The sequence below is a fragment of the Streptomyces sp. KR55 genome, assembly GCF_052245645.1.
Classification (GTDB): Bacteria; Actinomycetota; Actinomycetes; order Streptomycetales; family Streptomycetaceae; genus Streptomyces; species Streptomyces flavusporus.
The window spans coordinates 1-11,580 of the sequence record NZ_JBQQCE010000011.1 but is presented as its reverse complement, the minus strand read 5'-3'; the positions used below and the strand labels follow the sequence as shown (position 1 = coordinate 11,580).

Genomic DNA, 11,580 nt, shown 5'->3' with positions numbered 1-11,580 from the left:
CGTTCACACGCGGAAGATGTTCAACCGTCGCTCGCCGATCCGGGCGCGTGCCTGCGGATCGGTGACTCCCAGGCCGGGCCCGGGTGCGAGGCACAGCACGCCCACCTTGCCGATGTGCTGGTTGGTCTGGACACTGCGGGCTGCCTCGCCGACTTCGTCCAGCGTGTACGTCTTCGACAGAGCCGGTACCAGGTGTCCCAGTGTGATGAGCCGGTTGACCTCGAACTGCTCATGCAGGTTGGCGCCGTGGCTCCCGATGATCCGCTTGAGGCGCATCCACAGGTACCGGTTGTCGTAGAGGTGCTCGTAGCCCGTGCTGGATCCGCAGGTCACGACAGTGCCTCCGCGCCGGGCGAGGAAGACCGACGCGGCGAACGTCTTCCTGCCGACGTGTTCGAACACGATGTGCGGGTCTTCTCCGACGAGGGAGCGAATGACCCGTCCCATCCTCTTCCATCCGTCGGGTCGCTCCAGCAGCGTCGGATCCCCCTCCTCGAGCTCCGCGCGATTGATGACGGCTTCGCACCCAAGGGATCTGAGGGCTTCGGCCTTGGCTTCGGAATTGACCACGCCCACCGGAATTCCGCCACCGTTGAGGACGAGTTGGACGGCGTAGGCCCCCAGGCCGCCGGTCGCGCCCCATACGAGCACGACGTCACCTTGCTTCATCCGAGCGCCGCGGTCGCTGACCAGCATGCGGTAGGCGGTACTCGCACACAGGGGGTTGACCGCCGCTTCCTCCCACGTCAGCGCCGCGGGTTTGGGAAGAAGCTGGCTGGCCCGTACGACGGCGTAGTGCGCCAGCCCGCCGAAGTTGGTCTCGAATCCCCATGCCTTCTGGCCTTCGCCGAGCATGCCGTCCCGATGAGTGTCGGGCTCCTGTTCATCGACATACGCGGGGGAGACCACGACGTGGTCACCGACTTTCCACCTGCGCACGGACAATCCCGTCCGAACGATGACGCCCGAGGCGTCGGACCCCACGATGTGGTAGGGGAGGTCATGGCGTGCCTCCCAACCGCCCCTTTTCCCCATCTGCTTCAGGAACCGGAAGGTCGGAAGCGGTTCGAACATCGCCGACCACACGGTGTTGTAGTTGATCGAACTCGCCATCACCGCGACCAGGGCCTCGTCGGGCGCCAGTTCCGGCATGGGCACCTGGTCGACGAACAGGGACTTGCGGACGTCTTTGTCCTCCATGCCCTTGAAGAGGTCGACATCGCTGTCCCGCACGGTAGCCGCAGGGAAATGGCCCGGCACAGGGAGCGATGCGAGGTCCGCTGCGTCAGCACCCGCGACAACCGCTTCGGACATCTTCGGAGAAGACTGCATCGTGACTCCCTGTCCCTGTTCTCGATCGTTTTGCGACTGTCTCCAGCAAGCGGTCGTACCGCCACTGACGCAACCGCAAAGGCAGGCCACCCACCAGCCGTCGGATGGCAAACGCAGGTCAGAGAAGCATCCGGGCAGCGGTGTCCACCGCCACGAAAAGAACGACACCGATACCGCCATGCGGGGATGTTGCCGCTGTCGTGCTGCGGTCGTCTGATCTTTTTGTAATCGGATCGGTGTGGTTGTTGGCACTTGACGTTCCGAATTGTCACTGTCTGTTCCTGTGCGTGCTGAATCCTCCGCCTTCGCCGGCCGGGCGCGACCTGCCCGCGGCTCGCTGCTCGCCTGCTTGCTGCTTCTTCCACTGCTCTGTGGCGCCGGGCCGGCTTCGGCCGCCCGCGGCGCACACACCCTGGCCCGTTCGGTCGGCACCGATGCCCAGATCACGAAGGTCAGGAAACTCGACGAGCGCACACTGGACATCACGGTCAGCTCACCGGCCATGGGGGACTTCATCCCCGTTCGGGTCATCCTCCCCCGGAACTGGCGCAGCAACAGGGAAAGCAGGTTCCCCGTGGTGTACCTGCTCCATGGCGGGAACGACGATTACACCTCCTGGACACGTGAGACGGATGTCGAGGACCTGACCAGCCATTCCGACGTACTGATCGTGATGCCCGACGGAGGGAAAGCCGGCTACTACAGCGATTGGCGCGCCGGCGGGCTCCTCTGGGAGACCTTCCACACCGCCGAGCTGGTGCGGCTCATGGAGAGGGAATTTCGCGCCTCTTCCGCCCGGGCTGTCATCGGCCTGTCCATGGGCGGCTTCGGAGCGCTCAACTACGCGGCACACCATCAAGGAATGTTCCGCTACGTGGCCTCCATGAGCTCCTACGTCGACCTCAACGACCCGGCGGTGTGCGCGGTACTCGGCCTCGGCTCCTGGCGGGACGGCATCGACCTCCGCGACGTCTGGGGCGACCCCGTGGTGAACGCCGACGTCTGGCAGGCCCACAACCCCGCCGCCATGCCACGCGCCTTCAGGGGAACGAAGGTCCATCTCTCCACCGGCGATGGGGACATCGGGCCCATGGACGGGAACCGGTCGATCGACGAGCTTGTGACGGCCGCGGTGGGTGAGAAGTTCCTTCCGGAGTCGGTTACCAGGTTTGCGCGGTCGCTTCGCTCGGTGGGCGTCACGGTGACAACGCACCTCTACAGCCCCGGGACGCATTCCTGGCCCTACTGGGAGCGCGAACTGCACGCCATCTGGCCCACGGTGATGAAGGAAGTCACGTAGGCACCCGCTCTCCGTGGACAAGGACAGGGTCATGGGCAGAAAATTCGTGATTTTCGCCGCAGGATCCCGCGGAGACGTCCAGCCGTGTCTCGCGCTGGGCCGAGGGCTGGCGTGTCAGGGCGACGAAGTGCGCGTGCTCGCCAGCAGCCGTTATCAACAGCTGATCACTGCGGCGGGGTTGGAATTCCACCCTCTGTCGGCGGACCCGGCCGAAATCATCGGATCGCCCGAGGGACAGGAACTGCTCGCCGGTCGGAGCAACCCGGTCGCATTCATCCGCGGCATCAACCGGATCCTTCGACCGCTGATGAACCGGATCCTTGCGGAGACCCAGGTCGGCGCCAAGGACGCCGATCTTGTGCTCGCTCCCACGTTCGGCTTTCTCGGCCTTCACCTGAGCCAGTACCTGCGGGTCCCGCACGCGATCATCCACTTCCAGCCGAGCCAGCCCACAGGGATGTTCCCGCACCCCTTCCTGCCGGCCGCGCGGTTCCTCGGAGCCCTGGGAAACCGCCTCAGCTTCGAAGCGGTCGACCGGGGAGCCTGGCTCGTGTCCCGTGAGTTCCTCAACGACTGGCGCCGGAACGACCTAGGCCTTCCCGCTCTGTCCATGCGTGCCCTTCTGCGCCTGGCACGGCAGGCCCCGGTGCTCTGCGCGTTCAGTCCCACGGTCGTGCCACGGCCGGCCGACTGGGGACCGAACGTCCATGTGACAGGGTTCTGGCACCACGAGCAGCCACTGTGGAAGCCGCCGGAGCGGCTTCTCGACTTCCTGGACAACGGGACCCCGCCCGTGTACGTGGGGTTCGGCAGCATGAGAACCAGCGACCCCGAGGCCACGGATCACCTCGTACGGACAGCACTGCGGCGCGCAGGACTGCGGGGCGTGCTGGCCGGAGACCCCGCCACCAGTGAAAGCGACATGCTCGTGGTCGGCGAGGCCCCCCACGACTGGCTGTTCCCGAGGATGGCCGCAGTCGTCCACCATGGTGGGGCGGGCACCACCGCCTCGGCACTGCGGGCCCAGGTCCCCTCCCTGGTCTGCCCCTTCTTCGGTGACCAGACCTACTGGGCGGCCCGCGTGCACAGCCTCGGTGCGGGCCCCGAGCCTCTGCCGAGCCGCCGTCTCACCGTCTCGGCTCTCACCGAACGCCTGCGGGCCGTCACCGACAACGCGGCCCACGCAGAGGCTGCCCGTCGACTCGGCCGGGCACTGGGGGCAGAGGACGGCGTCGCCCGCGCCCGCCGCGTCGTGCAAGGGCTCGTCAGCAGCTGAGCCCGACAGCAACGCGGCGGCGTTGCTGCGCAGGGTGTGCCGGGATTTCAGGCGGGTGGCAGAAGCGGACCGAGTGGGCCCAGGTCGAGGTTGAGGTCGTCCATCGTGAGGTCGTAGCGGCGGCAGAGTTCCGTCATGCGGTCGTGGAGGATCATCAGGGTCAGGCCCAGTCGTTCCTCCTGCTCCTCGGTGAGGCCGCCCTGGTCGACGCGGTGCAGGGCCTGGCGTTCCATGAGCTGGCGGAGCAGTTCGACGATGGTGAGGACGAGCTTGACCAGGTCGCGTTCCACCGTCTCCGGATCGGTGCGGAGGCGGCGGGCGACCGACGATCGGTGGTCCTGGTTGCCGAGGGGCGGCACCTCGTCCGGTCGGGCGGGGAGGAGTGCGAAGGCGCGCTGCGCGGCGTCGGCGACTTCCTCCAGGCGGTCGGCGTGCGGGCGGTCAGCGGGGTTCGTCATGCCGGTCGTCGCCTCCGACAAGGGTCGCTCCGGGGAGGGGCGCTGAGGGAACGAGGGCTTCCCACTGCTGCTCGTGCACGGCGACGAACACCGCGCGCAGCGAGATCCTGACCAGGTCGATGTCCGCGATGGACAGGACGATGTCGCCGGTGAGCACCGCGCCGCCGCTCAACAGCCGGTCGAGCAGGTCGATCAGGGCCACCTGGCGCTGGGCGAGCGGCGGATCGGGCGGGTCCTCGTACGCGGTCACCGCTGTTGCGCTCCCTCCGGGGCCTGGAGTTCCGGCGCCTGGGCGAACGAGTACGGCACCCACGGGCCGGTGACCTCCACCCGTACGCCCGGGAATTCCTCGGCGGCGTGCAGGACCCGGTCGCGGAACTCCTCGGCGAGGCGGCGAGGGACGAGATAGGCGTCGTTGGCGACGTTCTCCCCGGTTCCGCCGGCCAGCCTGCCCTGCTGGGGCCGGTGCCGGGCGTGTGCCACGGCGAGGTTCCAGACCTGGTCCTCGATGCGGCGGACGGCCTGGGCGGCGGACGACCAGGCGTCCTCGCGTGCGTGCTGCTGGCGTCGGCGTTGCTGCAGGTAGGCGCGGCCGGAGGCGGGTTCGTCGGCCGGGGTGGCCGCCTGCGGCCGAGCGGCTGTACGGGAGGCGTCGGCGTAGACCTTCACGCCCCACTCGACATGGTCGGCGAGCCGGTCCAGCAGCGCGGTGAAGGTCTTCTCCTGTGCGCCGAGCATGTCGCGGACCCGGGCGTCGTCGAGGTACACCGTCGCCAGGCGGAGCGGCAGCACCGTGGTGTGAGCGCCCAGGGTTTCGACGACGTGGTGGTGGGCCCGGGCCACGCTCTCCAGCCAGTCCAGGTCCTCCAGGTGAGCCTTGAGGGCGGCCTCGGAGAAGTCGGCCCGTGGGACCGGGCTGACCGCTGCCGCCACATCGCCGTGGTGAACCAGCGTGACGGGCGCGTCCGCGACCCCGCGCACGCCGGGGAGTGCGTCCCGCTCCAGGGCAGCGACGGGCCGTACGACGGCGTAGGCGTAGCTGAGCTGGTCGTCCATGGCATCAACTCCGGCGGTCGTCGTCCGCTGCGGTTCTGCGGTTCCTGCGCCGAGGCTCCGCCGTGGTCTCCCGCTCACGCTCCCGCTCACGCTCGCGGTCGTGAGGACGGCGGCGGCTGCTCGAAGCGCCTTCGGGCAGTTCCGCCTGCGACTCGGCCACCTGCTTGCGCAGCTGCTTGATCTCGTCGCGCAGCCGGGCGTTCTGCTCCTCGAGGTCGCGCGCGCCGTCGGCGCGGGACGACAGGGCCGGGTCGCGCTCCCACCAGTCGATGCCGATCTCCTTGGCCTTGTCCACGGAGGCGACCAGCAGGCGGAGCCGGATGGTGAGCAGTTCGATGTCGAGCAGGTCGATCTTGATGTCGCCGACGATGACGATGCCCTTGTCGAGCACGCGCTCGAGTATGTCGGCAAGGTTCGCGCCCTGTGCCTGGCCGTACGGCTGGAGCGTGCGCGCGGGGGAAGGGCCGGCGGAGTGGGGCTCGGTCACGGCGTCTTCGACCTCGTTCCTGAGAGTGGCTCGGCGCCTTCGGCTACCTGCGGCGCCGAGGGCTCTCGTCGGCGGGTGCTTCGTCGTCGTAGCGGTCTTCGGGCTCTTCGTTCTCCTCCTCGTCTTCCTCCTCGTCCTCGTCCCGCTCGTCGTAACGGTCCTCGGGCTGCTCCTCGTACTCCTCCTCGTCCCGCTCGTCCTCCTCCTTGTCGCGGGGCCGCTCTCTCTCCTCCCCACGGGCCTCACGGCGCTCTTCCTCGGCCTCCTCCTCCGGGCCGCGGACCACTTCGCCCTCGCGGATCTCGCCGCGCCAGGCGCCCGTGGCCTCGCCGCGCATCATCACGAACTTGCGGAAGAGCTTCAGATCGAGCCGGGTACGGCGGCCCTGGGCCCGCACCAGGCTCCCGGCCTTCTCGATGACGCCCTTGGGGAAGTACTCGAGGACCAGCAGCACCTTGGTGAGGTTCTCGGCCAGCGGATGGAAGGTGACCACGCCCCTGGTGGTTCCCTTGGCCCCCTCGGAGGTCCAGGCGATCCGCTCGTCGGGCACCTGCTCCGTGATCGTCCCGGTCCAGGTGCGGCTCGCCCTGGCGATCTTGACCTGCCACTGGGTCGTGGTGTCGTCCTGCTGCTCGACGTCGACCACGCCCTTGGTGAACCGGCCGAACTCCGTGAACTGCGTCCACTGGTCGTATGCCTCGCGCACCGGAACGCCGATGTCGATGTCCTCGATGATGGTGAGGCTCTTGGGTCCGCCGCCGGACGGCGGCCCGTGCTTCTTTCCGGTCGTGGCGACGTCCTTGACCTTCTCCGCCACGGTGTCCTTGGCGTGCGTGGCGGTCTCCTTGGCCTGGGACGCGACCCGCGCGCCGAGTTGCCCGCCGAGCTTCCTGCCGCCCTTGCCGACGGCGTGGACGAGACCGCCGGGACCTATGTGGGCGGAGCCGAGCCGGTTCGCCGCCTCGCCCATCTTGTGTCCGACGCCTGTCAGGACGCGTTCCAGGCGGGCCTCGGCGTAGGAGCCCAGCTCCTCCACCAACCGGTTCGCGCCCGGGGTCTTCAGGGTTCCGGTGTCGGCCGGCGAGCCGCGTTCGGCCCTGTTGCCGTCAGCCATCGTCCGGCCTCCTCGCCCGCTCGCTGCCGCGCGCCTTCGCGGAGGGCGTCCTGCCCTCCTCCTTGTCCCGTTCGACGTCTTCGCGGTCCTCGGGCTGCTCCTCGTACTCCTCCTCGTCCCGCTCGACGTCCTCGCGCTCCTCGCGCGGTTCCCTCTCGTCCCGTTTTCCCTGGAGACCGAGCGTGCGTTCGTGCAGGGCGTCGGCGAGATGGTCGGCCTGGGCGCTCAGCACGGAGCTCGCCGCGGCCTTGCTCGCGCTCGTCAACTCGGTGCGGACCTGCCGGTTGAGGTTGCCGAGCACGGGAGTGAGGGCCTTGGCGAGGTCGCCTCCCTTGGCCCGCCTGGCGGCCATCGCCAGGGCGAGCCCCAGGGCGACCCCGGCCTTCCTCCTGCGGCCCAGCACGTAGCCGCCGATCAGGGCAGTTCCGATCTTGGCGTTGTTCATGATGCCGTTCTCCTCGCCCGGTGACCGCTTTCCCCCGTCATGGCTGCACTTGCCGGAGCTGATACATCCTGATCTCCTCCAGCCGCTGCAACAGCTCCTGCTCGCGCTGTGCGAACTTCTCCTCGTCGATACGGCCCTCGGTCCGCGCCCGCTCCAGGTCGGCGAGCTCCGCCTGCACCGGGGCAGGGTCATAGGCCTCCTGCTCGGCCGCGAGCACGATCTTGTCCAGCACCCAGGCCGCGCCCCGCACAGGAGCGAGGGGGAGGGCCAGGATCTCCAAGACCAGTCCCACGGTGCCTCCTTGTGTCGTACGGTCCTGTGCCCGTCGGCTGCCGTCACGCGAAGCTGTAGGGCGGCAGCGGGCCGCGGAGCTGGAGCTCGACTCCCTCGGGCAGCTGCTCGGCCAGCTCCCGGCCGGCCTCCGCGAAGGCCTCGGACTTCTCGCGGTCCACGAGGAACGAGGCGTTGACGAAGTACTGCTCGGAGGGCGGCGACAGGCTCTCTGCGTACACGAGCGGTCGCAGGGCGGCGACGATCTGCGCGGCGAGCGCCTCATGGCGGCTCTGCACCTCCTGGGCCACGAGCTGGCCGAGTTCCAGCCGCTGCTCGTAGCTTCCGCCGCCCTCGCGGGTCGCCTCGTTCAACTCGCGTATCCGCGGGGACTCTTCGACGATCTGCCGCAGCAACGCATCCTCGTCCTGTACGCCCTTGACGTTGAACTCCACGCGGTCGGTGAGCACCGCCAGCCGCTGGGCGTATTGCTCGGCGCCCTGTTCCAGAACGGCGCGTACGGCGTCCTCGTCCTGGGCGACGAATCCGAAGCTCAGCGGCAGCGAGGTGCCCTCGGACCACAGCCGCTCCTGCACCGCGTGATGTGCCTCGATGTCCCGGCGTGCGACGGACAGGTCGTCGGGGGCCTCACTGACGACGGCGCACAGCGAGTCGCCGTGCACCACACGCAGCTCGGAGGGCGACTCGCCGACGCCCTTGAGGTCGTCGAGTCGCAGGGGATGCGATGCCTCGGTGATGGCGTACACGTACAGCGACATCGCTCACTCCTCGCGCTCCCTCGAGGAACGGCGTTCCGAGCCGCGCTCGACGGGCTCGCGCTCGCGCTCCCGCCGCTCCTCCTTGCCTCGCCGAGGCCGTTCACCGCTTTCGATCTCGTCGTGGCCGCCCTTCTGAAGGGACTCCGTGAACGCTTCGACGGCTCCGCTCAGAGCGCCCTTGCTCTTGCCCTTGGAGCCGCCCTCGGTGACGCGCTCCATCACGTCGGGCAGCTGTGCGGGGGCCTTGCGGCCCGATTCGAGGTCCAGTCGGTTGCATGCCTCGGCGAAGCGCAGATACGTGTCGACGCTGGCCACGACGACGCGCGCGTCCACCTTGGCGATCTCGATGCCGACGAGGGACACCCGTACGAAGGCGTCGATCACCAGCCCGCGGTCCAGGACCAACTCCAGCACGTCGTACAGGTTTCCGGAGCCCTGGGTGGGGGCGGGTACAGCGCCGCCGCCCGGTGTCACGGTCACGGTGTTCTCCCTTCGGGGAAGGGATGACCACGTCAGTGGTCGCCCCGGTCGATCTGGGCGCGTGTGTAGCGGCGCCCGCGTTCGTATGCCAACAGCCGGCCGGCCGGGTCCAGGACAACCTCGTAGCTGGCCAGCACACTTGTGGTCTCCGGGATGCGCTCCAGCTCCACGACCTCGACCTCGGCCTCCCAGCCCTGGTCCGTCGGCTTCAGCGCCGAAACGGACTCCGGGGGCCGCCCGAGCAGCTCGGTGAGCTGCTCGGTCGCCTGCCGCATCGCCTCGGCGGCCGACACCCGTTCTGGCTGCTCACTGTCGTTCGTGATCATTCACCTTCTCGGGCATACCACCACCAAACGTCTTCAAGTAACCCGTGTCTCCCGAAACATTCGTCTGTATCTCCTCGGCCGACAGAGTTTTCGAGGGGATCCGGATCGGGGCGAGGGGATCCGGATCGGTGGCTGTGGCGTCTACGTCGGTATGGATCTGGAAAAGCCGCCGGCTCAGCAGACGCCCGAGGGGTGTCTCGCCGTCGCGATCCGCATTCCGGTGCGGATCGTCATGCTCGTGCTCGTCCTCCCGGTACGGATGGTCTGGGACGCGCTGGCCGTCGCCGGGCGGTTCCTCAACGACACGGTGTTCAGGCCGCTGGGGCGGGCGCTGCTGTGGCTCGGGCGGGTGGTGTTCGTCTGGCCGTTCGTCGCCCTGTGGCGGTACGTCGTCGTGCCGGCCGGCAGGGCGCTCGCCTGGCTCGCGAACGTGCTCGTCGTGGTGCCGTGCGTCTGGCTGTACCGGTACGTCCTGACGCCGGTCGGGCACGGGATCGCGTGGGTGGCGCGGGGGATCGGTGCCGGGCTGGCATGGGTGTACGCGCGCGTGCTGACGCCCGTCGGGCACGGGATCATGTGGCTGCTCAAGGGCATCGGAGCCGTGCTCGTCGCCCTCGGGATCGGTGTGTACACCGCCGTGGCGTGGCTCGTGCGGTACCTCGTCGTCGTTCCCGCGCGGTGGCTGTACGAGTGGGTCCTCGCGCCTGTCGGGCGGGCGGTCGCCTGGTGCGCGAAGGGGCTCGTGTGGTTCCTGGGCGTGATCGTCACCGGGATCGGCGTGGCCCTGTACTGGACGGCCCGGATCCTCCTCGTCCTGCCCGCGCTCGCGTTGTGGCGCTGGGTACTGGTACCGGTCGGGCGGGTGCTCGCCGTCATCGGGCGGGAGGTCGGGGCGGCGCTCGGGCACGCCTGGCGGGTCGCCGGGCACATCTCGCTCGCCGTCGGTCGGTTCCTGGGGACTCTCTTCCGGTGGATCTTCGTGGAGCCGGTGCGCTGGGTGTACCGCAGCGTGCTGACGCCCGTCGGGCACGTCGTACGGGACACGGTTCTGCGGCCGGCCGCCGAGGCCGCGCGCGCCGTGGGGCGGGCGACGCGGCAGGCGCTGGCGTCGGCCCGGGCATCCGTACGGCAGACGCGGGCCGACGTCCGGCGCATGCTGTTCGGCGAGCCCCGGCAGCGGGAGGCGGCGGCCCGACGGGAACCTGCGGCCGCCGGCACACGTACTCTTGGTAGCAGTACGACCGCACTCACTAAGGACTGAACGACACTGGGCAAGCGACAGCCCGAAGGCCCGCCGCCGGCACCCGCGGTGCAGCGCGTCCGACTGCGCTACACCAAGCGCGGCCGCCTCCGGTTCACCAGCCACCGTGACTTCCAGCGCGCCTTCGAGCGTGCGCTGCGCCGCGCCGAGGTGCCCATGGCGTACTCGGCGGGGTTCACCCCGCACCCGAAGGTGTCGTACGCCAATGCCGCACCCACCGGCACGGGCAGTGAGGCGGAGTACCTGGAGATCGCCCTCACCGAGCCGCGCGATCCGGAGACCCTGCGCACGCTCCTCGACGAGTCGCTGCCCGACGGGCTCGACATCGTCGAGGCGGTCGAGGCCCGCATCTCGGGGCTCGCCGACCGGCTGACGGCCTCCGTCTGGGAGCTGCGGCTGGACGGCGTGGAGCCGGCCGACGCCGCCCGCGCGGTGGCCGCCTTCAACGCGGCCGAGACCGTCGAGGTACAGCGGCTGACCAAGAACGGCGTCCGCACCTTCGACGCCCGCCCGGCCGTCGCGAGCCTGGACAGCGTGGCAGGCTCTGAAATGCACAGTTCGCCTGCTGATAGGCCGACGGACCAGCCCTGTGCGATACTGCGGCTGGTTGTTCGGCACGTGACGCCTGCCGTACGACCCGACGACGTCCTGTCCGGTCTCCGCGCCGTGGCCGACCTGGCGCCGCCGGTCCCCGCAGCGGTGACCAGGCTGGCGCAGGGGCTGTTCGATGAAGAGACCGGCACGGTGACCGACCCGCTCGCGCCCGACCGCGAGGCAGTCACGGCCGCCCCGGCCACCACTCCGGGAGCCGCCGATCCTGCCGCCGCGAAGGCGTCGGCGTAAGGAAGGTTCCGCGCAGGGACGCACGTCGTAGCGCCGCCCTCGTACTCGGGAGCCACCTGGGTCGGGCAGCGCACCGACCACAAGACTTTCGCCAGGCCGTACGCAACACGGCATACGGAACCGGCGAGACAGGACTACAGAGAGCTCCCGTGC

The 11,580-nt window shown here is 69.4% G+C and carries 15 protein-coding genes; 4 read left to right on the top strand and 11 right to left on the bottom strand.

The window, feature by feature from the left end; translation table 11 throughout:
* Positions 1-3: 3 nt before the first annotated feature.
* On the bottom strand, positions 4-1,314 hold the full coding sequence (ccrA, locus tag ACTWQJ_RS02955; protein WP_443305062.1) for a crotonyl-CoA carboxylase/reductase: 1,311 nt from the start codon (positions 1,312-1,314) through the stop codon (positions 4-6).
* 301 nt (positions 1,315-1,615) lie between these two features.
* Between ccrA and ACTWQJ_RS02950 the strand changes: the two genes are divergently transcribed.
* Entirely contained in the window at positions 1,616-2,632 is a 1,017-nt protein-coding gene (locus tag ACTWQJ_RS02950; RefSeq protein ID WP_443305044.1) for an alpha/beta hydrolase, read from the top strand.
* 31 nt (positions 2,633-2,663) lie between these two features.
* Positions 2,664-3,908: a glycosyltransferase gene (locus ACTWQJ_RS02945; RefSeq protein ID WP_443305043.1), complete on the top strand. Its 1,245-nt coding sequence runs from the start codon at positions 2,664-2,666 to the stop codon at positions 3,906-3,908.
* Positions 3,909-3,955: 47 nt separating this feature from the next.
* On the opposite strand, the gene ACTWQJ_RS02940 is transcribed toward ACTWQJ_RS02945, so the two are convergent.
* Genes ACTWQJ_RS02940 through ACTWQJ_RS02895 form a run of 10 tightly spaced genes read right to left on the bottom strand, consistent with a single transcriptional unit; the run spans position 3,956 to position 9,323 of the window.
* Positions 3,956-4,366, bottom strand: a complete 411-nt coding sequence (locus ACTWQJ_RS02940; protein WP_443305041.1) for a gas vesicle protein K — start codon at positions 4,364-4,366, stop codon at positions 3,956-3,958.
* Positions 4,350-4,616: a gas vesicle protein gene (locus ACTWQJ_RS02935; RefSeq protein ID WP_443305040.1), complete on the bottom strand. Its 267-nt coding sequence runs from the start codon at positions 4,614-4,616 to the stop codon at positions 4,350-4,352. The genes ACTWQJ_RS02940 and ACTWQJ_RS02935 overlap by 17 nt, the downstream gene beginning before the upstream one ends.
* Positions 4,613-5,422: a GvpL/GvpF family gas vesicle protein gene (locus ACTWQJ_RS02930; protein ID WP_443305039.1), complete on the bottom strand. Its 810-nt coding sequence runs from the start codon at positions 5,420-5,422 to the stop codon at positions 4,613-4,615. Before ACTWQJ_RS02930 ends, ACTWQJ_RS02935 begins: the two co-directional genes overlap by 4 nt.
* Before the next feature lie 4 nt (positions 5,423-5,426).
* A complete protein-coding gene (gene gvpJ, locus ACTWQJ_RS02925; protein ID WP_443305038.1) occupies positions 5,427-5,909 on the bottom strand; it encodes a gas vesicle protein GvpJ in 483 nt (160 codons plus the stop codon).
* 43 nt (positions 5,910-5,952) lie between these two features.
* Positions 5,953-7,023 carry an SRPBCC family protein gene (locus ACTWQJ_RS02920; RefSeq protein WP_443305037.1) on the bottom strand — a complete coding sequence of 357 codons (1,071 nt, stop codon included), beginning with the start codon at positions 7,021-7,023 and terminating at the stop codon, positions 5,953-5,955.
* Positions 7,016-7,468, bottom strand: a complete 453-nt coding sequence (locus ACTWQJ_RS02915; RefSeq protein ID WP_443305036.1) for a hypothetical protein — start codon at positions 7,466-7,468, stop codon at positions 7,016-7,018. Before ACTWQJ_RS02915 ends, ACTWQJ_RS02920 begins: the two co-directional genes overlap by 8 nt.
* 37 nt (positions 7,469-7,505) lie before the next feature.
* Positions 7,506-7,760 (bottom strand): gas vesicle protein GvpG, encoded by a 255-nt coding sequence (locus ACTWQJ_RS02910; RefSeq protein WP_443305035.1) that lies wholly within the window; start codon positions 7,758-7,760, stop codon positions 7,506-7,508.
* A gap of 43 nt (positions 7,761-7,803) precedes the next feature.
* The gene (locus ACTWQJ_RS02905) at positions 7,804-8,517 is read right to left on the bottom strand and encodes a GvpL/GvpF family gas vesicle protein (RefSeq protein WP_443305034.1); all 714 of its coding nucleotides are present in this window, start codon (positions 8,515-8,517) and stop codon (positions 7,804-7,806) included.
* Between the two features lie 3 nt (positions 8,518-8,520).
* The gene (locus tag ACTWQJ_RS02900) at positions 8,521-8,997 is read right to left on the bottom strand and encodes a gas vesicle structural protein GvpA (RefSeq protein WP_443305033.1); all 477 of its coding nucleotides are present in this window, start codon (positions 8,995-8,997) and stop codon (positions 8,521-8,523) included.
* Positions 8,998-9,029: 32 nt separating this feature from the next.
* Positions 9,030-9,323, bottom strand: a complete 294-nt coding sequence (locus tag ACTWQJ_RS02895; protein ID WP_443305032.1) for a gas vesicle protein GvpO — start codon at positions 9,321-9,323, stop codon at positions 9,030-9,032.
* A 151-nt stretch (positions 9,324-9,474) separates the two neighbouring features.
* Here ACTWQJ_RS02895 and ACTWQJ_RS02890 point away from each other — a divergent pair, with 151 nt between their 5' ends.
* Complete coding sequence (locus ACTWQJ_RS02890) at positions 9,475-10,584, top strand: hypothetical protein (RefSeq protein WP_443305031.1); 1,110 nt, start codon at positions 9,475-9,477, stop codon at positions 10,582-10,584.
* Between the two features lie 48 nt (positions 10,585-10,632).
* Positions 10,633-11,427: a TIGR03936 family radical SAM-associated protein gene (locus tag ACTWQJ_RS02885; RefSeq protein WP_443305030.1), complete on the top strand. Its 795-nt coding sequence runs from the start codon at positions 10,633-10,635 to the stop codon at positions 11,425-11,427.
* The last annotated feature ends 153 nt before the right edge of the window (positions 11,428-11,580 follow it).